Raw genomic sequence first — 24,450 nt, forward strand, 5'->3', positions numbered from 1 at the left:
GATGGGTAGACGGCGGGGTGAAGCTACATTGAGCAGGTCGCCGGACATTATAAGTCCAGGCGCTGTTCGTGCCGCTTCGTGCCGCTTGCACTGGCCAACCGGCCAGGACTTCGGCGGGTTCTTCCCAGCTCCAGCCTTGTCCGGATGGCCAATCAGGATGCGCCTGCGCCTTGCCGGCCGCTCGAGCCTTTATAATTGGGCATTCCCCGCTTCTTTTCACGCATTTTTCGGCAGACTTCCAACAATGAGCGACAGCACGCTTGCCAAGAGTTTCGAACCCCAGACAATCGAGGCCCAGTGGGGCCCCGAGTGGGAAAAACGCGGTTACAGCGCCCCGACGATGGATGCGGACCGCAAGGATTTTTCGATCCAACTGCCGCCACCGAATGTCACGGGCACGCTGCACATGGGTCACGCGTTCAACCAGACCATCATGGATGGCCTCACGCGCTATCACCGCATGCTCGGCAACAACACGCTGTGGCTGCCCGGCACCGACCACGCGGGTATTGCCACGCAGATCGTCGTCGAACGTCAGCTCGATGCGCAGAAGATCTCCCGCCACGATCTCGGCCGCGAGAAGTTCATCGAACGCGTGTGGGAATGGAAGCAGGAGTCCGGCTCGACCATCACGAACCAGGTGCGCCGCCTCGGCGCGTCGGTCGACTGGTCGCGCGAATACTTCACAATGGACGACAGGATGTCCGCCGCGGTGCGCGACGTGTTCGTCCGTCTGTATGAACAGGGTCTGATCTATCGCGGCAAACGCCTCGTGAACTGGGATCCGGTGCTGCTCACCGCCGTCTCCGACCTCGAAGTGGTCAGCGAGGAAGAAAACGGCCACCTGTGGCACATCCAGTACCCGCTGTCGGACGGCTCCGGCCATCTGACGGTCGCCACGACGCGTCCTGAAACAATGCTTGGCGACGTCGCCGCGATGGTTCATCCCGAAGATGAGCGCTATGCGCATCTCATCGGCAAGACGGTCAGATTGCCGCTCACCGGTCGCGATATCCCGATCATCGCCGACGACTACGTCGACCGCGAATTCGGCACGGGCGTCGTGAAGGTCACGCCCGCACACGATTTCAACGACTATCAGGTCGGCCTGCGCCACAAGCTGCCGCAAATCGAGATCTTCACGCTCGACGCGAAGATCAACGACAACGCGCCGGAAAAATATCGCGGCCTCGACCGCTTCGAGGCACGCAAACAGGTCGTCGCCGATCTCGAAGCGCTCGGCCTGCTCGAATCCGTGAAGCCGCACAAGCTGATGGTGCCGCGTGGTGACCGTACGGGCGTCGCGATCGAGCCGATGCTGACGGACCAGTGGTTCGTCGCGATGAGCAAGCCGGCGCCCGAAGGCACGTTCAATCCGGGCAAATCGATTGCGGAAACGGCGCTCGACGTCGTGCGCAGCGGCGAGATCAAATTCGTGCCGGAGAACTGGACGACCACGTATTACCAGTGGCTCGAGAACATCCAGGACTGGTGTATCTCGCGCCAACTGTGGTGGGGCCATCAGATCCCGGCGTGGTACGGCGAAAATGGCGAGATTTTCGTCGCGAAGACCGAAGAAGAAGCGAAGGCACAGGCCATTGCGAAGGGCTACACCGGCGCACTGCGTCGCGATGAAGACGTGCTCGATACGTGGTTCTCGTCGGCGCTCGTGCCCTTCTCGTCACTCGGCTGGCCGAACGAGACGGAGGAACTGGAACACTTCCTGCCGTCGTCGGTGCTCGTCACCGGCTTCGACATTATTTTCTTCTGGGTCGCGCGCATGGTCATGATGACCACGCACTTCACCGGCAAGGTGCCTTTCGACACCGTTTATGTGCACGGCCTCGTGCGCGACGCCGAAGGCCAGAAGATGTCGAAGAGCAAGGGCAACACGCTCGACCCGATCGATATCGTCGATGGCATCGAACTCGACGCGCTGGTCGCGAAACGCACGACCGGCCTGATGAATCCGAAGCAGGCTACGTCGATCGAAAAGAAAACGCGCAAGGAATTCCCGGAAGGCATTCCGGCCTTCGGCACGGATGCATTGCGCTTCACGATGGCATCGATGGCGACGCTCGGGCGCAACGTCAATTTTGATCTTGCACGCTGCGAGGGCTATCGCAACTTCTGCAACAAGTTGTGGAACGCCACGCGCTTCGTGCTGATGAACTGCGAAGGTCACGACTGCGGCTTCAGCAAGCCGGGCGATTGCCAGCCGGGTGATTGCGGCCCAGGCGGCTACACCGATTTTTCGCAGGCAGACCGCTGGATCGTGTCACTGCTTCAACGCGTCGAGGCTGAGGTCGCCAGGGGTTTTGCCGACTATCGTTTTGATAATGTGGCAAACGCCATATACAAGTTCGTGTGGGACGAATACTGTGACTGGTATCTAGAACTTGCGAAGGTGCAGATCCAGACCGGCACGCCGGAGCAGCAGCGCGCAACGCGCCGCACGCTGCTACGCGTGCTCGAAACCGTCCTGCGTCTCGCGCATCCGGTGATTCCGTTTATCACCGAAGCTTTGTGGCAAAAGGTGGCGCCGCTTGCGGCAAGCTATCCGGAAGGGAAGGCTGAAGGCGAAGCATCGATCATGGTGCAGCGCTATCCGGTCGCGGAGCCGAAGAAGATCGACGAAGCCGCCGAGCGGTGGGTATCGGACCTGAAGACGATCATCGACGCGGCGCGTAACCTGCGCGGCGAGATGAACTTGTCGCCCGCGACGAAGGTGCCGCTCCTCGCCACCGGCAATGCGGAACGGCTGCGCACGTTCGCGCCGTACGCTCAGGCGCTGGCCCGACTGTCGGAGGTCCAGATCATCGTCGACGAAGCAACGCTCGATGCGCAGGCAGCAGGCGCACCAATTGCTATCGTAGGCAATGACAAGCTCGTGCTGAAGGTCGAGATCGATGTCGCGGCGGAAAGCGAACGCCTGTCGAAGGAAATTGCGAGATTGACCGCAGAAGTGTCGAAATGTAATGCCAAGCTTCAGAATGAGAGTTTTGTTGCAAAAGCGCCGCCTGCGGTCGTTGAGCAGGAGCAGAAAAGGCTGGCAGAATATCAGACCACGATTGGCAAGCTCACTGCGCAACTTGCGCGTCTGCCGGCCTGAGCGTCGTACCTGTTGCGCGATGTTGACCGGAGCGCGGACCAGAACGCGCACCCAGACACGCGATAGCAGCCGATATTTCGCACGCACTGAAACCAGAGGACCCAGGGTAATCACATGCTAAAAGTTACAAAAGCAGTCTTTCCGGTAGCTGGTCTTGGCACCCGGTTCCTCCCTGCCACCAAGGCGAGCCCGAAGGAAATGCTGCCCATCGTCGACAAGCCGCTGATCCAGTATGCGGTTGAAGAAGCGATGGCGGCGGGCATTACGGAAATGATCTTCGTGACCGGGCGCAGCAAGCGGGCGATCGAAGATCACTTCGACAAATCGTATGAGATCGAGGCTGAACTCGAAGCACGCGGCAAGCAGAAGCTGCTCGAACTGGTTCGCAGCATCAAGCCGAGTCACGTTGACTGCTTCTATGTGCGCCAACCGGAAGCGCTGGGTCTCGGCCACGCCGTGCTGTGCGCCGAGAAGCTGGTGGGCGACAACCCGTTCGCCGTCATCCTCGCGGACGACCTGCTGTACGGCAAGCCGCCCGTGATGCAGCAGATGATCGAGGTCTTCGATCACTATCACAGCTCGGTGATCGGCGTCGAAGAAATCCCGCATGAAGAGACCAAGTCGTACGGCATCGTCGACGGCAAGGAATGGGAAGATTCGATCATCAAACTGTCGGGAATCATCGAAAAACCGGCGCCGGAAGTGGCGCCGTCGAACCTGGGTGTGGTCGGCCGGTATGTGCTTAAGCCGCGCATCTTCCATCACATCCGCGCAATCAAGCCGGGTGCGGGTGGTGAGATTCAATTGACGGACGCGATTCAGTCGCTGCTTGCCGATGAACAGGTGCTCGCGTACAAGTATCACGGCACGCGTTTTGACTGCGGCAGCAAGCTCGGGTATCTGAAAGCGACGGTCGAGTTTGCGCTACGTCACCCGGAAGTGGCGGCGGATTTTGAGGAGTATCTCAGGACGCGGTCGCCGGTGCTGGAAGGGTAAGGCGCCCCGCATATCCTGCAGAAGTGGTCGTTCCAGAAGGCGCTGTGCATCCCGCTGTGCATCCGTTCATAGCGGGCACAGCGCCTTTGTCTTTTGACCGGTACCTGCGGGACACGTATCTGTAGCTTTCTCCGCTCCGGTCATATCGACGGAACACCGCTCGCCGTGCCGGTCGGACTCACGACCTCATCGCCGCCGCATCAAAAACGTAAAAACCTTGTCCTGCGACGAGACTTCAACGATTTCATTCCCTGTCTGCTTCGCAAACGCAGCGAAATCGCGTTGGGAACCGGGATCGGTAGCCAGCACCTTGAGAATCTGGCCGCTTTCCATATCGGCGAGCGCCTTCTTGGCGCGCAAAATGGGCAGCGGGCAGTTCAGCCCGCGCGCATCGACTTCCTTGTGAATCTGGATCTGCATCGGGGATCGACCTTCGGGAGGAGGCGTCCGAAGGACGCCATCAGAGCGTCAAATTCTACCGCACCCTTCCCCGCGACGCTCTGCCCGCGCGACATAACCGCCGGCATCGCAGCAGAAGTCGCAGCGCAAGTCACATCCAATGTCACAGCCCAACCGGCTGCCCGCTCGCGAGCGATTCGCGCATCGCGCAACCGATCCGTGTCGCTTCGAGCGCATCGGCCAGACTCGCGCCCGCCTGCGCCCCGCCCTGCACCGCTGCGACAAACGCCTGTGCCTCGCAGAGAAACGCGTCTTCGAAACGCTCGAAAAACGTCGGCGTGCATTCATTCCGTACGCCGTGCGCATCGGCAATCTCCACGCGATTCGCCCGCGGATTGCGTCCGATCGCCAGCGCGCCTGCCGTGCCGATGACTTCGCTGCCGGTGTCGTTGCCGTGCGCCATCGTCCGCGATGCGTAGAACATCGCGAGCCGGCCGCCTTCGAATTCGCAGATCGCTACGCCGTTATCGACGTCGCCGAATTCGCGCAGACCTTCGTGCAGCGCGATCGTGCCGCTCGCGAACACGCGCGTCGCACGCGGATTGCCGAGCAGCCAGCGCGCGACGTCGATGTCATGCACGCTGCAGTCGAGAAAGATCCCGCCCGACGTCGGCGCGAACCGCACGAAGAACCCTTCGGGATCGTTCTTGTCGCAGGTTTGCGAGCGCACCATGAACGGACGTCCGATCGAACCCGACTCGATACGATCGAAGGCATCGCGATAGCTCGGATCGAAACGTCGCATGAAGCCGATCGTCACGCGAAGCTGCGGATATTGCGCAGCCTCGGCGATCACACGCTCGCATTCAGCGACATCGAGCGACAGCGGCTTCTCGCAGAACACATGCTTGCCGGCGCGCAACGCGTCGAGAATCTGCTGTGCGTGCAGCGACGAAGGCGTCACGAGCCACACGGCGTCGACCTCGCGATCAGCGAGCAGCGCCGCGTAGTCGCGATACAGGCGCGTCGACGGCAATGTACCGCGCGCCCACTCCAGCTCTTCTCCCACCGGGCTACACGCCGCCACGAGCGACGCGCCCGGCACACGAAAAGCCAGATTCTGCGCATGCCGCTTGCCTAACCGGCCAAGACCCACCACACCGACCCGCACATTCGATACCGCTGACGTCATCGAACTGTCTCCAATGTGTTCCTACATCGCATGCGCGTCCGCCAACCCAAACGCGAACGCGGCGGAAAATCGCGAACAACAACGCGATCGCAAACCGCAATCGCAGAGCCCGCCATGCACTCACTCGCCGATCCGCACCGCCCTGCCTTCGCGCCACGAACGCGTCGCGGCTTCGGCCAGTTCCAGCGCCTTCATCCCGTCGGCCACGGTCGTGCGCACGGGCTTGCCGTTCGTCACCGCATCGAAGAAATGCGCGATTTCCAGCGCATAGGCCGCGCGATACCGCTCCAGGAAAAACGCCTCAGGCACATCGCTCGACACCGCGGTCTTTGAATACGCAGTCACTTCCGTCGGACGCACATTCCCCGCCTGCAACATCCCATCGCTGCCGAGCACCTCGAAACGCTGGTCGTAGCCATAAGCCGCACGACGCGCCGTATTGATCTGGCACAGCCGGCCGCGCTTCGTGCGAATCGTGACAGCGGTCGAATCGATATCGCCCGCATCGGCGATCGCCGGATCGGACAGACAACTCCCCGTCGCATGCAACGTCTCGGCTTCGTCGTCGAGAATCCAGCGGAAGATATCGAAGTCGTGAATCAGCATGTCCTTGAAGATGCCGCCCGAATGCTTGATGTATTCCACGGGCGGCGCGCCCGGATCGCGGCTCGTCACCACAAGCATTTCCGGCGAGCCAATCTCACCCGCATCGATGCGCGCCTTCAACGCGGAAAACGTCGGATCGAAACGTCGCTGAAAACCGATCATGCAGACCACGCCAGCCTTTTCAACCGCTAGAGCACACGCCCGGGCCCGCTCCAGCGTCAGGTCAACCGGCTTTTCACAAAACACATGCTTCTTCTGCGCAGCCGATTGCAGGATCAGATCGGCGTGCGTATCCGTACTTGAGCAAATCACAGTCGCGCCCACCGACGCATCGCCCATCGCGCCATCGATATCCGCGACCTTCGCGCCGTGCTGCTCCGCGAGCGCCGCAGCCGCCTCACGATTCACATCGACGACATACTTGAGCCGCACACCCGGCTGCCGCGCCAGATTGGCCGCATGAATCCGGCCAATGCGACCCGCGCCAAACACCGCAACATCAATCGTCTTTACCGCGTCAGTCATCGTAGCCTCCAGTATCTTTCGATTCTTCAACGTTCAGTTCGAGCCGGTACGCAAGCGCGATAAACAGCGCCTGGCACAGGCAGATGGTGCTCGTGAGCGAGCGGAACGCGAACGCGCTCCCCTCCTTCACATAGAGATGCGCGCTCGCATAGCGCAGCAGCGGCGAAAGCTGGCTGTCGGTAATGACAAGCGTCCTCGCCTGATGATGATGCGCGATGCGCAGGCAATACTGTGTTTCCTTGCCGTACGGCGCGAAGCTGATCGCGATCACCACGTCGCCTTTCTTCACGCTGCGGATCTGTTCGCGATACATGCCGCCAAAACCCGACACCAGATGCACGCGCTTCGGCGTGTGCTGCAACGCGTACACGATGTAGCTCGCCACCGGAAACGACCGGCGCACGCCGACCACATAGATGTTCTCTGCCTGCTGGAGCATTTTGACGGCGGCTTCGAACTGGGTATCGTCGAGACTCTCTTCGAGCTCATCGAGACCGCCCCGGCACGCCGCTACGAACTCGCGCGCCACCGCGCCGCCCGACAACGCGCCAGGCTTGTCGTCGATCAGCTTGCGAATCCGCTGCTGATAACTCGGCGACGACGTCCCCTGCCCCGTATAAGCCTGGCGAAACACCGCCTGCAGATCGGAGAAGCCGGAAAAGCCAAAACGCTGCGCAAACCGCACGACCGCCGAAGGGTGCACGCCGCAACTCGCGGCAATATCGCTCGTGCGATCGACCATCACGCTCGACTTGTGCTGCTCGATATACGTCGCGACACTCTTCAGCTGACGCGGCAGTGATTCGTAATTTTCCGCGATGCGCTGCATCAATTCTTCGACGCTGGGTAACTCTTCCGTGCTCTCTTCAGCCATGGGCCTTCCCCGGTGCATTTTCCGCGCTGCATCAATGGCTTGCGGCCGTTGAACAACGCTCGCTAATGGTGCGGATTATAGGCACGCAAAGTCATAAATGGAACACATTTTCCAATTTACTTTGCAATGAAATTTTCATTGCAAGACGGAAGAAGTTGGCCTAATCTTGGTCGTGAGCATCGATGTACCGGGCAACGAATCGCGGTGCAACGCGCTCCCTTTAATAACGACAGACCGAGAAAGGTGGAGACAATGAGACTTTGCAAGGGCAAGGCTTCGCTCAGGATTCTGGCTGCGGCACTGGCACTCACCGCAGGATTCGGCGCCGCGTCGTCCGCGCAGGCTGCGGATGCGCACTTCGTGCTGATCAGCCACGCGCCAGATTCCGACTCGTGGTGGAACACGATCAAGAACGCGATCAAGCAGGCCGACGAGGACTTCAACGTCGAGACCGACTATCGCAATCCGCCGAACGGCGACATCGCCGACATGGCGCGTCTGGTCGAACAGGCTGCGGCGCGCAACTATGACGGCGTGATCGTCACCATCGCCGACTTCGACGTGCTCAAGAGCTCGATCAACAAGGTGACGGCGAAGAAGATTCCGCTCGTCACGATCAACTCCGGTACTGAGGAACAAAGCGCGCAGCTGGGCGCGATCATGCACGTCGGCCAGCCGGAATACGTCGCGGGTAAAGCCGCGGGCGAGAAAGCCAAGGCAGCAGGCGTGAAATCGTTCCTGTGCGTGAACCACATCGCAACGAACACGGTTTCGTTCGACCGTTGCCGCGGTTTCGCTGAAGCGATCGGCGTCGACTACAAGACGTCGACGATCGACTCGGGCCAGGATCCGACGGAAATCCAGTCGAAGGTGAGCGCGTATCTGCGCAACCATCCGAACACGGGCGCGATCCTGACGCTTGGACCGACACCGGCATCTGCAACGCTCAAGGCCGTCACGCAGATGGGCCTTGCGGGCAAGATCTACTTCTGCACGTTCGACTTCTCGGACGACATCGCGAAGGCCATCCAGGCCGGCACGATCCAGTTCGCGATCGACCAGCAGCCGTATCTGCAGGGTTATATCCCCGTAGCGGTGCTGGCAATCGTGAAGAAGGAACACACGACGGACACGACGAAGATCCGCCAGATCCTCGAAGCGAATCCGAAGTTCAAGGCGCGCCTGGCGACTTACGGGCTCGAACCGTCGTATGGACCGAAGAACATCCGTTCGGGTCCGGGCTTCATCACGAAGGACAACATCGACAAGGTTCTCAAGTACGCAGGTCAGTACCGCTGATTCTTTCCCGATTCGCGTAGTGACAGCGGTTCGCGTTTAGTCAGTCACTCGCGGCAAAAAAGACAAAGACCAGGAAGGCGATGGCGGACACCAGTCCGCCGTTGCTGACCGGCTTCGTCCTCAACTGCCGCGACATTTACCGGCTTTCCCCGATACGCAACCCCATGCGCATCCCGGAGACCGGGCATCAAGGAGACATCATGGGCGTAGCCGGCAAGCATTTCCCCTCGCATGTGCAGAAGGCTCCTGAAGAGGAGACGGATGCGCCTTCTGTTCCGCAGCCATCGGACGAGCGCGTGCGCAAGGAATCCCGGTTCGGGCATCTGCTGAACCGTCCGGAGTTCGCCGCGATTTCCGGCGCTGTACTCGTCTTCGCCGTGTTCGCGTTCGCCGCGGGCGGCTCTGGCATGTTCGCGCTCGACGGTGTGATGAACTGGTCGCAGGTGTCCGCGTATCTCGGGCTGCTCGCGGTCGGCGCGTGCCTGTTGATGATCGCCGGCGAGTTCGATCTGTCGATCGGTTCGATGATCGGCTTCGCGGGCATGATGGTCGCGATTCCGTCCGTGTATTTTCACTGGCCGCTTTCGCTCTCGATCCTGTTCGCGTTCGCCGGCTCGATGGCGCTCGGCGCGCTGAACGGCTATCTCGTGATGCGCACGCGGCTGCCGTCGTTCATCGTCACGCTCGCGTTCCTGTTCATCCTGCGCGGCCTGACGCTCGCGCTGTCGATCATGGTCGCGGACCGCACGATCATCTCCGGCGTCGGCGACCTCGCGCAGAACGACTGGATCGCGAACACGCTGTTTCATGGCGTCGCGCTGCACGGGTTCTTCGCGAATCTCGCGCATATGGGCATCGGCAAGCTGCTCGACAACGGCGAACCGCTCGTGCCGGGCATTCCGAAGGTCATTCTCTGGTGGTTCGCGCTTGCCGCAGTCGGCGCATTCATCCTCGCAAAGACGCGCTACGGTAACTGGATTCTCGCTGTCGGTGGCGACGCGAATGCGGCGAAGAACGTCGGCGTGCCGGTGCGTCGCGTGAAGATTTCGCTTTTCGTGCTGACCGCGTTCTGCTCGTGCCTGTTTGCCGTGCTGCAGGTGTGCGACATCGGCTCTGCTGCGGCCGACCGCGGTCTGCAGAAGGAATTCGAGGCGATCATCGCCGCGGTGATCGGCGGCACGCTCCTGACGGGCGGTTACGGTTCCGTGATCGGCGCCTGTTTCGGCGCGCTGATCTTCGGCGTCGTGCAGATCGGCATCACCTACACGAACATCAGTTCCGACTGGTTCCGCGTGTTCCTCGGCGTGATGCTGCTGCTCGCCGTGCTCTTTAATCACTATGTGCGCCGCCGCGTGTCGCAGGGCTGAACGGGAGAACACCATGTCCGATCTCAACAACCAGGCAAACGCAAACGATGGCGACATCATCCTTGCGCTCGAGAACGTCAGCAAATACTTCGGCAAGGTCATCGCGCTCAGCGGCGTGACGCTGCGCCTGAAACGCGGCGAAGTGCACTGCCTGCTCGGCGACAACGGCGCCGGCAAGTCGACGCTCATCAAGACGCTTGCCGGCGTGCACGCACCCTCCTCCGGCCAGTATCTGGTGGACGGCAAGCCGGTGCAGTTCGAGTCGCCGAAAGATGCGCTCGATCTCGGCATCGCGACCGTGTATCAGGATCTCGCGCTGGTGCCGCTGCTGTCGGTGGCGCGCAACTTCTTCATGGGACGCGAGCCACAGAAAAAGCTGTTCGGCCTCTTCAACGTGATGGACCTCGAAACGAGTGCGGCGACCGCGCGCGGCAAGCTCGCTGAAATGGGCATCAACGTGCGCGATCCGCATCAGCCGATCGGCACGATGTCCGGCGGCGAAAAGCAGTGTCTCGCGATCGCCCGTGCAATCCACTTCGGCGCGCGCGTGCTGATTCTCGACGAACCCACCGCCGCGCTCGGCGTGAAGCAGAGTTTCAACGTGCTGAAGCTGATCCACACGGCGCGTGCGAAAGGCATCTCTGTGATCTTCATCACGCACAACGTGCACCACGCGTATCCGATCGGCGATTCGTTCACGCTGCTCAATCGCGGCAAATCGCTCGGTACGTACACGAAGGAAACGATCAGCAAGGATCAAGTGCTCGACATGATGGCAGGCGGCGCCGAGATGCAGAAGATGATCGGCGAACTCGAAGGCGCGACGATCTGAACGATCGTCCTGACGTTCATTCGATGCATCGACAATCAGGAATTCCCATGGCTATTTCAAGTAACTCAGGCGCAACGACCGCAAGCGGTCTCTCGACCGCAAGCCGCTTCGCGCCAGGCCGCAGCCGCGATGTGATCTGCCTCGGCCGCCTCGCGGTCGATCTGTATGCGCAGCAGGTCGGCGCGCGGCTCGAAGATGTGTCGACATTCGCGAAGTATCTCGGCGGCTCGTCAGCCAATATTGCGTTCGGCTGCGCGCGGCTCGGTCTCGAAGCGTCGATGCTCACGCGGGTCGGCAACGATCACATGGGTCGCTTTCTCACCGAAACGCTCGCGAACGAAGGCTGCGACATCAGCCATGTGCGCATCGATCAGGAGCGTCTGACGGCGCTCGTGCTGCTCGGTCTGAAGGATCGCGACACGTTCCCGCTCGTTTTCTATCGCGAGAACTGCGCGGACATGGCCGTCGACGAAAACGACTTCGACGAAGCGTATATCGCGTCGTCGAAGGCGCTGCTGATCACCGGCACGCATTTCTCGACGGAACAGGTGAACCGCACGAGCCGCCGCGCGCTCGATTACGCGCGACGCAACCAGGTGCGCACCGTCCTCGATATCGACTACCGGCCGGTGCTGTGGGGTTTGACAGGCAAGGCCGACGGCGAGACACGCTTTGTCGCCAGCGAAGGCGTGACGGCGCATTTACAACGCTTCCTGCCGCTTTTCGACCTGATCATCGGCACCGAAGAGGAATTCAGCATCGCGGGCGGCGATACGGATCTCGTCAAGGCGCTCGCTGCCGTGCGCGCGCTCACTCCGGCGACGCTGGTCGTGAAGCGCGGCCCGCTGGGCTGCCAGATCATCGACGGCGACGTGCCTGCCTCACTCGATGACCTGCCCGTTCAAGGCGGCGTCCAGGTCGAAGTGCTGAACGTGCTGGGCGCGGGCGATGCGTTCGCTTCGGGCTTCCTGTCCGGCTGGCTGCGCGACGAACCACTCGAAGCGTGTGCGCGTGCGGCGAACGCGAGCGGCGCACTGGTCGTGTCGCGCCACGGCTGCGCGCCGGCCATGCCAACGCCCGCCGAACTCGAATACTTCCTGCGCGAAGCGAAAGCCGACCCGCAGCGGATGCGCCGCCCCGATCGCGACGCGACGCTCGCGCGTCTGCATCGCGTCACACCCGCTCGCACCGCGCGCGATGAAGTGCTCGGCTTCGCGTTCGATCACCGCAACCAGTTCTTCGATCTCGCGCAGCAGACCGGCGCCGACGAATCGCGTATCGCCAGTCTCAAAGGCCTGTTCGTCGAAGCCGTAGCGCAGACGGAAACCGCGCTCGGCCTGCAAGGCCGCATCGGCGTGCTGATCGACGATCGCTACGGCCAGGATGCATTGAACGCAGCAACCGGACGCGGCTGGTGGATCGGCCGTCCGGTCGAACTGCCCGGGTCGGTTCCGCTCGTGTTCGATCACGGACGCTCGATCGGCACGACACTCATGAACTGGCCGCGCGATCACGTCGCCAAATGCCTGGTGCAGTTTCATCCCGATGAACCGATCGAACAGCGGCTCGAACAGGAAGCGCAACTGCGCGCGCTGTACGACGCAACGCAGGCGAGCGGCCACGAGCTGCTGCTCGAAGTGATTCCGCCCAGGAACGCGACTCTGCCGATGGCATCCGATACGGTTTATCGCGCGTTGAAGCGGCTGTACAACATCGGCATCTATCCGGAATGGTGGAAGCTCGAACCGATGGAAGCGAGCCAGTGGCAGGCCATCGATGCGCTGATCGCCGAACGTGATCCGTATTGCCGGGGCGTCGTACTGCTCGGCCTGTCGGCGGCTGTCGAACAGTTGAATGAAGGATTCCGCGCGGCGGCCACATCGGCGACGTGTCGCGGTTTCACGGTTGGGCGTACGATCTTTCATGAACCGAGCTACGCGTGGCTCGCTGGCCAGATCGACGACAACGAACTTATCGCGCGCGTTCGCGGCACGTTCGAAACACTGATCGCTTCGTGGCGCGCCGCGCGGAGCCAGTCTTCGGCACAGACGGGCGGCACGCGCAAAGTCCATCAGGAGCAGGCGGCATGAACCAACGTGTGTTGCATCACGATACGGCGCCGGCCAACGAAGCGACTCAGGTGCCGTCCGGCGGCACGATCCGCCTGACGGGCGCGCAGGCGATCGTCCGCTATCTGGCGGCGCAGCGCGTCGTCACGGAAGACGGCAAGGGCACCGAGCCGCTCTTCGGCGGCGTGTTCGCGATCTTTGGACATGGCAACGTCGCGGGTCTCGGCGAAGCGCTGTACCAGCATCGTGACGAGCTCCCGACGCTACGCGCGCACAACGAGCAGGCGATGGCGCACAGCGCGATCGCGTATGCGAAGGCGCATTTCCGTCGACGCATGATGGCCGTCACCACATCCATCGGCCCCGGCGCGACGAATCTGCTGACGGCCGCGGCGCTTGCGCACGTGAACCGCCTGCCGGTGTTGCTTCTGCCGGGCGATATCTTTATTTCGCGTGCGCCCGATCCGGTGCTACAGCAGGTCGAAGATTTCCACGATGGCGGCATTTCCGCGAATGATGCGTTCAAACCCGTGTCGCGCTATTTCGATCGCATCGTCCATCCAGCACAGTTGCTAAACGCGTTGCCCCGCGCGATCCGCGTGCTGACCGACGCCGCGCTGTGCGGTCCCGTCACGCTCGCGTTGCCGCAGGACGTGCAGGCCGCGGCATTCGACTTCCCGGCTGACTTCTTCGCACCACGCGTCGTAATGTTCCATTCGCCCGCGCCGGTCGCACATGAGCTCGATACCGCGCTCGAACGTCTGCGGCATGCAAAGCGTCCGATGATCGTCGCAGGCGGCGGCGTGCTTTATGGTCACGCAACCACTGCGCTCAAGGCATTCGCCACGGCGTATGGCATTCCCGTTGCTGAAACGCAGGCAGGCAAAGGCTCGCTCGCATGGGACGATCCGCTGAACGCTGGCGCGCTCGGCGTGACCGGCTCGCCCGCTGCAAACGAACTCGCTCATCACGCCGATTGCGTGCTGGCCGTCGGCACGCGTCTGCAGGACTTCACGACCGGGTCGAACACGCTCTTCACGCAGGCGGACGTCATCGGCATCAACGCGAACGCGTTCGACGGCATGAAGCATCGCGCCATCATCGTCGAGGCGGATGCGCGTCTGGCACTCGAAGCGTTGTCCACGCGCCTCGGTGAATGGCATGCCGACGCAGGCTGGACGCAGCGCGCACATCAACTCGCCTCACAATGGCGAGACACGCTCGGCAAACTCACACATGCACCGCAACGCGAAGGCGTGCTGCCCTACGACGCCGACGTGATCGGCGCCGTTCAGCGCTCCAGCGCGCGTTCGACCACCGACGATATCGTCGTCTGCGCGGCCGGCACGTTGCCCGCCGAGTTGCACAAGCTGTGGCGCACGGGTCGTCCGGGCGGTTATCACGTCGAATACGGCTACTCGTGCATGGGCTACGAGATCGCGGGCGGCCTCGGCGCGAAACTCGCGCGACCGGAACGTGACGTGATCGTGATGGTCGGCGACGGCAGTTATCTGATGCTCAACAGCGAGATCGCGACGTCGGTGATGCTCGGCGCGAAGCTGATCGTCGTCGTGCTCGACAATCGCGGCTACGGTTGCATCAACCGTCTGCAACAGGCGTGCGGCAGCGCGCCGTTCAACAACATGTTCGACGACTGCGCGCAAGGTCCGCTCGGCGCGCCGGCCGTCGATTTTGCCGCGCACGCGCGCGCGCTCGGCGCGCTGGCGGAACATGTCGCGGACATCGGCGAACTGGAGGCCGCGCTGCAACGTGCGCGCGCGGCCGACCGTACCTACGTGATCAGCATCGATACCGACGCCGCCCGCACCACCGATGACGGCGGCTGGTGGTGGGAAGTCGCCGTGCCCGAGGTATCGACCCGCCCTGCCGTGCGCGAAGCGCGCGCGAAATACGAGGCGCAGATCGCCGCGCGCGAACGCGGCGCGACGGACGGATCCGGTGAATCCGGCGACGACACCGCTAACGATTGAGGACATCTGTATGACGACTGACTTCGCAGTACGCATCGGCATCAACCCGCTTTCGTGGATGAACGACGATCTGCCGTCGCTTGGCGGCGAGACACCGCTCGACGTGGCGTTGACCGAAGGCCGCAAAATTGGCTATGACGGGTTCGAGCTCGGCAACAAGTTTCCGCGTGAGCCGCAGGCGCTGAAGACGCTCCTCGCGCAATACGATCTTGCGCTGGTATCCGGCTGGTATTCGGGAAGGCTTGCGAAACGCAGTGTCGAAGAGGAAATCGCGTCGGTCGGTCCGCATCTCGACCTGCTCGCCAAGAACGGCGCGACGGTCATGGTGTACGGCGAAGTCGCGGATTCGATCCAGGGTGCGCCGCAACCGCTGTATCAACGGCCGCGCTTTTTCTCGGACGCACAGTGGGAGCAGTACGCTGCCCGCCTCGACGAATTCGCACGCTATACGCTAAGCCGCGGCGTGCGGGTCGCGTATCACCATCACATGGGCGCGTACGTGGAAACGCCTGCGGATGTCGACCGTCTGATGTCGCTCACGAGCGATGCCGTCGGTCTGCTGTTCGATGCGGGCCACATCACGTTCGCGGGTGGCGATCCGGTCGCGGTGCTCGACAAACACGTCGCGCGGGTGTGCCACGTGCATTGCAAGGACGTGCGGCCCGCGGTCATCAAGCTCGCGCGCAACCGCAACTGGAGTTTTCTCGACGCGGTGATCAACGGCGCGTTCACCGTCCCGGGTGACGGTACGGTCGATTTCGCTTCGATCATCGGTCGCCTGAAGCAGCACGGATATCGTGGATGGCTCGTCGTCGAAGCCGAGCAGGATCCGGTGATCGCCGCTTCGTACAAGTATGCGCAGAAGGGTTACCAGACGTTGCGCTCGCTCGTCGATGCGCCGCTGGTTCCGTCAAGGGAGGCAGCATGAGTCTGCTCGTCAAGGCACAGCGCGAAGGCCAGACAATCGCGCGCGTGACGCCGCAGTCCGCCGCGTGGCGGTACGTCGGTTTTGTCGCGTACAGGATGGAAGCGGAAGAGATTGTCTACGTGCAGGAAGCGGGACGCGAGTCGTGCATCGTCGTGCTGACGGGCGCGGTCGATATCGAAACCGCCGACCAGAAATGGACAAGCCTCGGCTCGCGCGACAGCGTCTTTGAAGACGCCGCGCCCTACGCGGTCTACATCCCGCCCGGCGTGCGCACCACGATCCGCGCGACTCGACGTGCGGAGATCGGCGTCGCCAGCGCACCGGCTACCGGCACGCTGCCGGCGCGCCTGATCGAGCCTTCGCAGATGAAGCGTTCGACGCGCGGTAAAGGCCAGAATACGCGCTACGTCTGCGACATTCTTCCGCAGACCGAGCCGGCGGAATCACTGCTGGTGGTCGAAGTGCGCACGCCCGGCGGTCATGCGTCGAGCTATCCGCCGCACAAGCACGACACCGACAACGTGCCGCAGGAAAGCTCACTCGAAGAGACGTACTACCATCGGCTGAACCCGCCGCAAGGATTTGCGTTTCAACGCGTCTATACGGATTCGCGCGATATCGACGAATCGCTCGCCGTCGAGAATCACGATGTAGTGATGGTGCCGCGTGGCTATCATCCGGTCGTCGTGCCGTATGGCTACGACTCGTACTATCTGAACGTGATGGCCGGGAAGCAGCGCGTGTGGCACTTCAAGAACGATCCAGCGCATGAATGGATCATCGAGCGGGATGCGAAGGCTTAGGAAATAGCTGCGCGTCCGGTGAGTGTTGTGTTGCGTTGTGTTGTGTTGCGTGTGGCAACACTCATCGTCATCGCCTGGCGCCTGGCGCAAGGGCAAAACGACACACCGCAGCATCAACCGACGCCCAGCCATTCCTGCACGACATCGTCCCGCTCGCGAAACGCGTCGGGCGTGCCGTCGAACACGATCTCGCCGTGGCCCATCACGGCGATCCGGCTCGCGATGTCATGCGCGATGACGAGCCGCTGCTCGATCAGAAGCACCGCGACGCCGCGATCACGCAGCTGTCGCAGACAGCCGCTCACCTGCGCGACAACCTGGCCCGCGAGCCCTTCAGCCGGTTCATCGACGATCAGCAACGCCGGATTGCGAAGGAGTGCACGGGCGAGTGTCAGCATCTGCTGTTCGCCACCGGAGAGCGCATCAGCACGCGTCGCCCGGCGTTCGTGGAGTACGGGAAAGAGCGTGTAGGCGTCATCAAAAGTGAAGCGCGGCGTTGTGCGTTTCGCCTGACGCGGTGCCACGCCAAGCTCGAGATTCTCATGCACGGTCAACGCGGAAAACACGTCGCGATGTTCAGGCACGTAGCCAATGCCGCGCCGCGCGATCTCGAAGGTGCGCAGATCCGTCAGCGACCGGCCGGCAAACTGCACCCGGCCCTGTGTGCGCACAAGTCCCATGATCGCCTTTGCGAGCGTCGAGCGACCGGAACCGTTGCGTCCCGCGAGCGCGACGACCTCACCCGCGTCGATGCGCAGGTCGACGCCGAACAGCGCCTGACTCGCGCCGTGCCACGCACACAGGCCGCCGATGTCGAGCAATGCCGTCATCGCGCGAAATCCTCGCCGAGGTAGGCCGCGCGCACGGCTTCGTCGGCGCGGATTGCGGCCGGCGTGCCCGTCGCGATCACGCGGCCCTGCACGAGCACGGAGACGCGGTCGGCGAGGCTGAAGACCGCGTCCATGTCGTGTTCGATCATCAGCAGCGTGCGGCCTCGGGTCGTCTCGCGGATCAACTCGATGGCGCGCGCGGCTTCGGCGCGATTCATGCCGGCAGTGGGCTCGTCGAGCAGCAGCGTATGCGCGCCGCCCGCGAGCGCAATGCCAAGATCGAGCGCGCGCTGTTCCGCGTAGCTGAGCGTACCGGCGGGCGCATGCCGGCGCGCTGTGAGACCCACGGCATCGAGCACGCGCCCGGCGCTTTCGTCGACCACGCGCGCATGCTTCCATCGATGCCACCAGCGCACGCCTTCGCCGTTCGCCGCGAGCACGGCGCAGCGCAGATTGTCGAGCACCGTCAGACGGCCGAAGACGCTCGTCGTCTGAAAGCTGCGCGCGAGTCCGCGGCGACTGATGGCGGTCGGTGTCAGACGTGTGGTGTCGGTACCGTTGATTTCGATGCGCCCCGCGCTGACGCGTCCCGCGCCCGCAATCAGGTTGAAGAGTGTCGACTTGCCGGCGCCGTTCGGGCCGATCAGCGCGTGGCGCTCCCCGGCTTCGATCGTGAGGTCGATGCCGCGCAGGATGACGGTCCCGCCGAAGCGCTTCTCGACGCCGTGGAGTGCGAGGGCGGCGGTCATCGCGGGGCTCCGGGCCGGGTTGTGGTTGGGGCGTTGGGATTGGTGCTGGCTCCATCCTCAGCTTGGGCCCGCGCTTCACCATGAAGGCCATCCAGTCGGGCCCAGCCACGTTGCGCACGACGACGCGCGAACCATCCAGCCATTGCCAGCACCGCAATCGACGCGAGCAATCCAGCGACCCATCCGGCCGCATCGACCGCAAGCGCGCCGAACAGCATGACATGTCCGGCCACCTCATCCGCCGACTGCAACGCGTACGCCCACTGCACCGCGAGCACAACGGCAAGCGACCAGATGAAAGCGGCGCACACATCGAACAACCACGCGCGCCGGCACGCCCGCCATCCGAAGCGCCGCGATCGCGTTACAGCACGGGCGACAAACCCGGCGATCCCATCCGGCGAACCCGCAACGACGACAATGAAGAAGAGCCCAAGGTAAAACAGCCACGCCCGCGTAACACTCGCCACCGCGACGCTAAAGAACACCAGCACAATCGCGCCCGCGACCGGCCCAAAAAACGAACCCGCTCCGCCTGTCACCGTCGCGATCAACACCGCGCCCGAGCGCAGCATGCCGACGCTTTCAGTCGACACCAGTTCCACATTGATGAGCCCGAGTGTCCCGGCGACGCCCGCGAAGAACGACGACAGCACGAACATCCGATAACGCAGACGCCGCGGATCGCAACCGATCGACGCCGCACGCACGGGGTTATCGCGCACGGCATTCGCGAGCCGCACGAGCGGTGTGCGCGACAGCGACCCCATGACAAACGTCGCGAGCAGGCACCAGCACGCGATCACCGTGTACGCCTCGCGGGTCGGACCAAACGTAAAGCCGGCCCACGGCGGGCCGCCTGCGCGGTCGATCGGCACGCCGGCCTCGCCGCCGAACCAGTCGGGCAACGTCCACGCCGCGGCGGCCACGAGTTCGCCGATACCGAGCGTGATCATCGCAAACGCGGTACCCGCGCGTCGCGTCGCGACGGCGCCCGCGACCGCGCCAGCCAGCGCACCCCCCATGCCGCCGACGAGCGGCAGCAATGGCAATGAGACCCCGTACCGGTTGAACACATGTGCAGCGCCAAGCGCACCCAGCCCTGCAAACGCCGCGTGACCGAACGACAGCAGACCAGTCTCGCCGAGCAGCAGGTTGTACGACAGCGCGAAGACGATCATCGACGCGGTCTGCGCAAGATACGCCAGCAACCAGCTTTGCGACGACAGCAAAGGCGGCACGGCAAACAGCGCGATCAACGCGAGCCATGGCAAGGAGGATCGCCACGAAGACGCACGCGGTCGTGACTCACCCGCGAGATCGCCTTGCACCTGACGCGTGGCCCGGGGATCAGGTTTCATCGTCGCGCTGTCCAAACAGGCCGCGCGGCCGCAACGCGAGCATCGCGACGAGCAGCACATACGGCACAAGGGGCGCCAGTTGCGCGACGCTCAACGACGCCCACGCAGCCGGCATGGGCGGCCCGATCCACATGGCCAGCGTTCCGAGCGACGTATCGCTGGCGACAGCAAACGTCTGCACACACCCAACAACCAGCGAAGCCGCCAGCGCGCCGCCGAGCGATCCCAGTCCACCGGTCACGACGACGACAAACACGATCGAGCCAACCGATTCCGCCATTGCCGGTTCGATCACGAAGAGCGGCGCGCCGATCACACCCGCGAGCGCGGCGAGCGCCGTGCCCGTCGCGAACACCAGCGTGAACACGCGCGGCACGTTGTGACCGAGCGCCTCGACGGCGCGTGCGTGCGTCAGCGCTGCCCGCACGATCAGGCCGGTTTTCGACGTGCGCAGCACCAGATACAACGCGGCGAGCATCGCAATCGAAACCGCCATCATGAACGCGCGATAGCGCGAAAAACCCGCGCCGTATAGTGTGAAGAGCGGACCATCCAGCGCACGTGGCACGGGCGCTGCGAGCGCCGGCAAACCCCACACAAGCTTGACCGCCTCACCGATCAGGTACGCCGCGCCGAACGTCAGCAGCAACTCGGCGAGATGTCCGTGCGGCCGCACGCGACGCAGCAGCCAGCGCTCCATCGTCGCGCCCACGATGCCGACGACAAGCGGCGCGATCACGAGCGCACTCCAGAAACCCGCGCGCGCCGCGACCGAAACCCCCATGTACGCGCCGAGCATGTAGAAGCTCGCGTGCGCGAAGTTGAGCACGCCGAGCATGCTGAAAATCAGCGTCAGCCCTGCCGACAGCATGAACAGCAGCAATCCGTAGCTGACGCCGTTCAGCAGGTTGATGACGAGCGACTGCACGCGCTATTCCGCGGTTACGACAAGCGGCGCGAGCGCCGCGTGCAGCACAGCCGGCAGCGCGACCGGCCGACGCGTCTCGCGGTCGACATAGACATGCACGAAGTGCCCCTGCGCCGCCGCATGCGTCTCGCCTTCCTTGAAGAGCCCGACTTCATAGCGCACGCTCGTCGAACCCAGGCGCGCGACGCGCAGCCCCGCCTCGACGCGCTCCGGAAACACGAACGGCGCAAAGTAGTTGCAATGCGTTTCGACGACGAGACCGATCGTCTCGCCGTGCTCGAAATCGAGCGCGCCGGTGCGGATCAGATACTCGTTCACCACCGTATCGAAATAGCTGTAGTAGACCGTGTTATTGACGTGACCGTAGACGTCGTTGTCCATCCAGCGCGTCGTGATCGGCAGGAAATGACGGTAGGCGTCGCGCGGCGTCGGGGTCGGTTTGCTCATCTTCTTCAGGGCGTCGTGGTGGGAGCAGGATTAGAGCGATTCGGTCAGCATGCGGCGGTAGTCGGCGGCCGTCGCTTCGCGCGGATTGGTCTTGTGGCAATGGTCGGCCAGCGCGCCCTTGATCACCTTGTCGAACACGCTTTCGTCGACGCCCATCTGTTTCAGGCCTCTCGGCAACCCGAGACGCGCGGTCATGTCGAACAGCGCCTGCGCGAGATCGGCGTTTGCCGGCAGATTCATCACGCGACGCATGCGCGCGTACCGATTGTTCGCCACCACCGTTTCGGCGGATGCGTTAAAGCGCAGCACGGCAGGCAGCACAACCGCGTTCAGCGTGCCGTGATGCAGCGACGTGCGCCCGTTCACCGCGATGCCGCCGAGCGGATGCGACAGCGAATGCACGCAGCCAAGGCCCTTCTGGAACGCCATCGCGCCCTGCATCGATGCGCTCATCATGTTCAGACGCGCATCGCGGTCGCTGCCGTTGTGCGTCGCGCGTTCGATGTTCGCCCATGCGCGTTCCAGCCCGTCAAGCGCGATGCCGTCGGCCGGCGGGTTGAACGACGGCGCGAGGAACGTCTCGATGCAGTGCGCGATCGCATCCATGCCAGTGGCGGCGGTCAGTCCTGCTGGCAAACCGAGCGTCAAACCCGGATCGCAGATCGCCGACTTCGGCAGCAGATGCCAGGAATGGAAGCCGAGCTTGCGGCCATCGTTCAGGATCACGATCGCACCGCGCGCAACTTCGCTGCCGGTGCCGGACGTCGTCGGAATGGCGATGAGGGGCGCGGCGGCTTCGGTGATCCTGCCGCTGCCGCCTTCAATCGTCGCGTATTCAGTCAGCGTACCCGGATGCGTCGCGGCAATTGCGACGCCCTTTGCAAGATCGATCGACGAACCTCCGCCCACGGCGACCAGCCCGTCACACCCTTCCTCGCGATAACGTGCCGCGGCGGCCATCACCATCGCTTCGGTCGGGTTCGACGGCGTGTCGTCGAACACCGGTACGCTGGCGAGCTTCAACGCGTCGATCGCGCGCTGCGCGACGCCCACTGCGACGACACCCTTGTCGGTGATGACGAGCGGCCGCTTGATGCCGACCCGCGCGCATTCGGCGGGCAGTTGCGCCAGCGCATCGTAGCCAAGATGGATGTGCGTCAGATAGTAGATGTAGGCCATGTCGAATCTGTCTCCTGATTGTATTGTGATGAATGGCGCGGGCCGCTCTACATTCCAGCGTTTCATCTCGTGACGCCGGGGTCATGCAGACACTGTAGCAATACCCGCGACATGTTCGCCATCGGCCGGATGGCCAGGTATCACGCAGTCTATTTCTGGTTTAAGGTGATTGCAGTGAGCGAGGCGCCGGCCCGGCGTCGCCATCGAGCCCGCAGTTACTGTCCCGGCCGCTCGACGAATTCAAACGGCAGCCCACGCCGGCGCATCCATTCGCCGAGCGCCTGGCCCGTGCCCGCACGCCACGGACGCAGCTTCGCCGGCTCGACCAGCCGGTATTCGAGCAGCTCCGGCGACAGCGCCACGGTGCCGTGCGCCTTCACGTGATACGCAATGATCAGCTCGTTCTTGCGCATGAATTCGTAGACGCCGATCAGTTCGACCGACTCCGTGTGCAGCGACGTCTCTTCGAGAACTTCACGCGCGATGCCCGCTTCCGGCGTCTCGCCGTTCTCCAGAAAACCGGTGATCAGCGCGAACATCCCTTCAGGCCAGGCCGCGTTGCGCGCGAGCAGAATCTTGCCTTCATATTCAACGATGGCCGCGACGACCGGCAGCGGATTGTTCCAGTGAACGTAGCCACAGGTGTCATCGGGACAGACCTGGCGCACGCGGCCGCCTTCGTGTTTAGCGTCGCTGCGTTCGGTGAGCGGTGTCGCACAGCGCGGGCAGAATTGGTAGTCGGACATACTCGATCAGATTAAGGATGGGTGAATGTCGAATGCGGGTTCGGGTCCGCTCGTGCTTCAGTGCCGCGCGGTGAATTGCGCGGTCGCGCCGCGCGGCTTCACGCTGCGCACAGTTCGCGAACTTCGGCGGCGAAACGTTCGACGGTTTCGGGCTGCGTATCCCACGCGCACATCAGACGGCACCCGCCCGCGCCGATGAACTCATAGAACTTCCAGCCTTTCGCCCGCATCGCTTTCGCCGCATGCGCCGGCAACTGCGCGAACACCGCGTTCGATTCGACCGGGAACATGATGCTCACGCCAGGAATCGCTTCAAGACGCGTCTTCATGAGTTGCGCCATCGCGTTCGCGTGGCGCGCGTTGCGCAGCCACACGTCGTCGTCCAGCAGGCCCAGCCACGGCGCCGAGATGAAGCGCATCTTCGACGCCAGCTGGCCGGCCTGCTTCAGGCGGTACGCGAAATCGTCGGCGAGCGCGCGGTCGAAGAACACCACCACTTCGCCCACCGGCAAGCCGTTCTTCGTGCCGCCGAAACACAGCACATCGACGCCCGCGCGCCACGTGATTTCCGACGGATGCACGCCGAGCGCTGCGACCGCGTTCGCGAAACGGGCGCCGTCCATGTGGACCTTCAGGTGGCGGCGCTTTGCGATCGCGGCGATCGCGCGCACTTCCTCGACGCTGTAGACGCTGCCGACTTCCGTCGACTGCGTGAGCGTCACGACCTTCGGCTTCGGATAGTGAATGTCGGCGCGACGGGTGACGACGGCCTCGATTGCATCGGGCGTCAGCTTGCCGTGTGCGCCGGGCGCGGTCAGGAGCTTCGAGCCGCCGGAGAAGAATTCGGGACCGCCGCATTCGTCGGTCTCGATGTGCGCGAGATCGTGGCAGATCACAGAGTGATACGACTGACACAGCGACGCCAGCGCCAGCGAGTTCGCCGCCGTGCCATTAAAGACGAAGAAGGCTTCGCAGTCGGTCTGGAACAGGTCACGCAGACGGTCGCAGACGCGCTCGGTCCAGGAATCGTCGCCGTAGGCCGGCTCGTGACCGCTGTTGTTGGCTTCGACGAGCGCCGCGAGCGCTTCGGGGCAGATGCCGGCGTAATTGTCCGACGCGAAATGTTGCATGGCGGGCGGCGCGCCCGGCAACAGGCACGCGAAAGTAACGGGAAGCGGACATTTTAGTGCGCCGTCCCATTATTGTCCGGTCGTTCG

At 63.2% G+C, this 24,450-nt stretch carries 21 protein-coding genes; 9 read left to right on the forward strand and 12 right to left on the reverse strand.

The genetic code is table 11. The features are described 5' to 3' along the window. Window positions 1-244: 244 nt before the first annotated feature. On the forward strand, window positions 245-3,112 hold the full coding sequence (locus tag P3T16_RS12655; protein ID WP_429342564.1) for a valine--tRNA ligase: 2,868 nt from the start codon (window positions 245-247) through the stop codon (window positions 3,110-3,112). 114 nt (window positions 3,113-3,226) lie between these two features. Then, window positions 3,227-4,108, forward strand: a complete 882-nt coding sequence (gene galU, locus P3T16_RS12660; protein WP_429256687.1) for a UTP--glucose-1-phosphate uridylyltransferase GalU — start codon at window positions 3,227-3,229, stop codon at window positions 4,106-4,108. Between the two features lie 186 nt (window positions 4,109-4,294). Here galU and P3T16_RS12665 read toward each other — a convergent pair whose 3' ends face one another. The 4 genes from P3T16_RS12665 to P3T16_RS12680 all read right to left on the reverse strand — a co-directional run bounded on the left by P3T16_RS12665 (window position 4,295) and on the right by P3T16_RS12680 (window position 7,704). Next, window positions 4,295-4,522 (reverse strand): sulfurtransferase TusA family protein, encoded by a 228-nt coding sequence (locus P3T16_RS12665; RefSeq protein WP_429256935.1) that lies wholly within the window; start codon window positions 4,520-4,522, stop codon window positions 4,295-4,297. 148 nt (window positions 4,523-4,670) lie between these two features. Further along, a complete protein-coding gene (locus P3T16_RS12670; protein WP_429342565.1) occupies window positions 4,671-5,699 on the reverse strand; it encodes a Gfo/Idh/MocA family oxidoreductase in 1,029 nt (342 codons plus the stop codon). Window positions 5,700-5,819: 120 nt separating this feature from the next. Further along, a complete protein-coding gene (iolG, locus tag P3T16_RS12675; RefSeq protein ID WP_429342566.1) occupies window positions 5,820-6,830 on the reverse strand; it encodes an inositol 2-dehydrogenase in 1,011 nt (336 codons plus the stop codon). Then, window positions 6,823-7,704, reverse strand: coding sequence for a MurR/RpiR family transcriptional regulator (locus tag P3T16_RS12680; protein ID WP_429256690.1), 882 nt, complete (start codon window positions 7,702-7,704; stop codon window positions 6,823-6,825). Before P3T16_RS12680 ends, iolG begins: the two co-directional genes overlap by 8 nt. A gap of 252 nt (window positions 7,705-7,956) precedes the next feature. On the opposite strand from P3T16_RS12680, the gene P3T16_RS12685 reads away from it, so the two are divergent. From P3T16_RS12685 to iolB, 7 genes are all read left to right on the forward strand, one after another. Continuing rightward, window positions 7,957-9,003 carry a sugar ABC transporter substrate-binding protein gene (locus P3T16_RS12685; RefSeq protein WP_429256691.1) on the forward strand — a complete coding sequence of 349 codons (1,047 nt, stop codon included), beginning with the start codon at window positions 7,957-7,959 and terminating at the stop codon, window positions 9,001-9,003. Between the two features lie 200 nt (window positions 9,004-9,203). Further along, window positions 9,204-10,370 carry an ABC transporter permease gene (locus tag P3T16_RS12690; RefSeq protein ID WP_429256692.1) on the forward strand — a complete coding sequence of 389 codons (1,167 nt, stop codon included), beginning with the start codon at window positions 9,204-9,206 and terminating at the stop codon, window positions 10,368-10,370. Between the two features lie 13 nt (window positions 10,371-10,383). Next, window positions 10,384-11,202, forward strand: coding sequence for an ATP-binding cassette domain-containing protein (locus P3T16_RS12695; protein ID WP_429256693.1), 819 nt, complete (start codon window positions 10,384-10,386; stop codon window positions 11,200-11,202). Between the two features lie 47 nt (window positions 11,203-11,249). Further along, a complete protein-coding gene (locus P3T16_RS12700) occupies window positions 11,250-13,292 on the forward strand; it encodes a bifunctional 5-dehydro-2-deoxygluconokinase/5-dehydro-2-deoxyphosphogluconate aldolase (RefSeq protein WP_429342567.1) in 2,043 nt (680 codons plus the stop codon). Next, window positions 13,289-15,262 carry a 3D-(3,5/4)-trihydroxycyclohexane-1,2-dione acylhydrolase (decyclizing) gene (iolD, locus tag P3T16_RS12705; protein WP_429342568.1) on the forward strand — a complete coding sequence of 658 codons (1,974 nt, stop codon included), beginning with the start codon at window positions 13,289-13,291 and terminating at the stop codon, window positions 15,260-15,262. The genes P3T16_RS12700 and iolD overlap by 4 nt, the downstream gene beginning before the upstream one ends. Window positions 15,263-15,272: 10 nt before the next feature. Next, entirely contained in the window at window positions 15,273-16,190 is a 918-nt protein-coding gene (gene iolE / locus P3T16_RS12710) for a myo-inosose-2 dehydratase (RefSeq protein ID WP_429342569.1), read from the forward strand. Then, window positions 16,187-16,993 carry a 5-deoxy-glucuronate isomerase gene (gene iolB / locus P3T16_RS12715; RefSeq protein WP_429256697.1) on the forward strand — a complete coding sequence of 269 codons (807 nt, stop codon included), beginning with the start codon at window positions 16,187-16,189 and terminating at the stop codon, window positions 16,991-16,993. The genes iolE and iolB overlap by 4 nt, the downstream gene beginning before the upstream one ends. 113 nt (window positions 16,994-17,106) lie before the next feature. On the opposite strand, the gene P3T16_RS12720 is transcribed toward iolB, so the two are convergent. The 8 genes from P3T16_RS12720 to P3T16_RS12755 form a co-directional block, all read right to left on the reverse strand. Next, window positions 17,107-17,823, reverse strand: coding sequence for an ABC transporter ATP-binding protein (locus tag P3T16_RS12720; RefSeq protein WP_429342570.1), 717 nt, complete (start codon window positions 17,821-17,823; stop codon window positions 17,107-17,109). Then, window positions 17,820-18,572, reverse strand: a complete 753-nt coding sequence (locus tag P3T16_RS12725) for an ABC transporter ATP-binding protein (protein WP_429342571.1) — start codon at window positions 18,570-18,572, stop codon at window positions 17,820-17,822. Before P3T16_RS12725 ends, P3T16_RS12720 begins: the two co-directional genes overlap by 4 nt. After that, on the reverse strand, window positions 18,569-19,933 hold the full coding sequence (locus tag P3T16_RS12730; protein WP_429342572.1) for a branched-chain amino acid ABC transporter permease: 1,365 nt from the start codon (window positions 19,931-19,933) through the stop codon (window positions 18,569-18,571). Before P3T16_RS12730 ends, P3T16_RS12725 begins: the two co-directional genes overlap by 4 nt. Continuing rightward, the gene (locus P3T16_RS12735) at window positions 19,923-20,861 is read right to left on the reverse strand and encodes a branched-chain amino acid ABC transporter permease (protein WP_429342573.1); all 939 of its coding nucleotides are present in this window, start codon (window positions 20,859-20,861) and stop codon (window positions 19,923-19,925) included. Before P3T16_RS12735 ends, P3T16_RS12730 begins: the two co-directional genes overlap by 11 nt. 3 nt (window positions 20,862-20,864) lie before the next feature. After that, complete coding sequence (locus tag P3T16_RS12740; protein WP_429256702.1) at window positions 20,865-21,308, reverse strand: acyl-CoA thioesterase; 444 nt, start codon at window positions 21,306-21,308, stop codon at window positions 20,865-20,867. Between the two features lie 30 nt (window positions 21,309-21,338). Continuing rightward, window positions 21,339-22,487, reverse strand: a complete 1,149-nt coding sequence (locus tag P3T16_RS12745; RefSeq protein WP_429342574.1) for an iron-containing alcohol dehydrogenase — start codon at window positions 22,485-22,487, stop codon at window positions 21,339-21,341. 215 nt (window positions 22,488-22,702) lie between these two features. Next, window positions 22,703-23,233 carry an NUDIX domain-containing protein gene (locus P3T16_RS12750; RefSeq protein WP_429256704.1) on the reverse strand — a complete coding sequence of 177 codons (531 nt, stop codon included), beginning with the start codon at window positions 23,231-23,233 and terminating at the stop codon, window positions 22,703-22,705. 98 nt (window positions 23,234-23,331) lie between these two features. After that, window positions 23,332-24,363, reverse strand: a complete 1,032-nt coding sequence (locus tag P3T16_RS12755; RefSeq protein WP_429342575.1) for a threonine aldolase family protein — start codon at window positions 24,361-24,363, stop codon at window positions 23,332-23,334. Window positions 24,364-24,450 lie beyond the last annotated feature (87 nt).

Source organism: Paraburkholderia sp. GAS42 (assembly GCF_050436565.1).
In the GTDB taxonomy this organism is placed as follows: Bacteria; Pseudomonadota; Gammaproteobacteria; order Burkholderiales; family Burkholderiaceae; genus Paraburkholderia.

Coding starts and splice junctions, on each gene's coding strand:
- P3T16_RS12655 (WP_429342564.1), top strand. CDS start 245: ATGAGCGACAGCACGCTTGCCAAGAGTTTCGAACCCCAGACAATCGAG.
- galU (WP_429256687.1), top strand. CDS start 3,227: ATGCTAAAAGTTACAAAAGCAGTCTTTCCGGTAGCTGGTCTTGGCACC.
- P3T16_RS12670 (WP_429342565.1), bottom strand. CDS start 5,699: ATGACGTCAGCGGTATCGAATGTGCGGGTCGGTGTGGTGGGTCTTGGC.
- iolG (WP_429342566.1), bottom strand. CDS start 6,830: ATGACTGACGCGGTAAAGACGATTGATGTTGCGGTGTTTGGCGCGGGT.
- P3T16_RS12680 (WP_429256690.1), bottom strand. CDS start 7,704: ATGGCTGAAGAGAGCACGGAAGAGTTACCCAGCGTCGAAGAATTGATG.
- P3T16_RS12685 (WP_429256691.1), top strand. CDS start 7,957: ATGAGACTTTGCAAGGGCAAGGCTTCGCTCAGGATTCTGGCTGCGGCA.
- P3T16_RS12690 (WP_429256692.1), top strand. CDS start 9,204: ATGGGCGTAGCCGGCAAGCATTTCCCCTCGCATGTGCAGAAGGCTCCT.
- P3T16_RS12695 (WP_429256693.1), top strand. CDS start 10,384: ATGTCCGATCTCAACAACCAGGCAAACGCAAACGATGGCGACATCATC.
- P3T16_RS12700 (WP_429342567.1), top strand. CDS start 11,250: ATGGCTATTTCAAGTAACTCAGGCGCAACGACCGCAAGCGGTCTCTCG.
- iolD (WP_429342568.1), top strand. CDS start 13,289: ATGAACCAACGTGTGTTGCATCACGATACGGCGCCGGCCAACGAAGCG.
- iolE (WP_429342569.1), top strand. CDS start 15,273: ATGACGACTGACTTCGCAGTACGCATCGGCATCAACCCGCTTTCGTGG.
- iolB (WP_429256697.1), top strand. CDS start 16,187: ATGAGTCTGCTCGTCAAGGCACAGCGCGAAGGCCAGACAATCGCGCGC.
- P3T16_RS12720 (WP_429342570.1), bottom strand. CDS start 17,823: ATGACGGCATTGCTCGACATCGGCGGCCTGTGTGCGTGGCACGGCGCG.
- P3T16_RS12725 (WP_429342571.1), bottom strand. CDS start 18,572: ATGACCGCCGCCCTCGCACTCCACGGCGTCGAGAAGCGCTTCGGCGGG.
- P3T16_RS12730 (WP_429342572.1), bottom strand. CDS start 19,933: ATGAAACCTGATCCCCGGGCCACGCGTCAGGTGCAAGGCGATCTCGCG.
- P3T16_RS12740 (WP_429256702.1), bottom strand. CDS start 21,308: ATGAGCAAACCGACCCCGACGCCGCGCGACGCCTACCGTCATTTCCTG.
- P3T16_RS12745 (WP_429342574.1), bottom strand. CDS start 22,487: ATGGCCTACATCTACTATCTGACGCACATCCATCTTGGCTACGATGCG.
- P3T16_RS12750 (WP_429256704.1), bottom strand. CDS start 23,233: ATGTCCGACTACCAATTCTGCCCGCGCTGTGCGACACCGCTCACCGAA.
- P3T16_RS12755 (WP_429342575.1), bottom strand. CDS start 24,363: ATGCAACATTTCGCGTCGGACAATTACGCCGGCATCTGCCCCGAAGCG.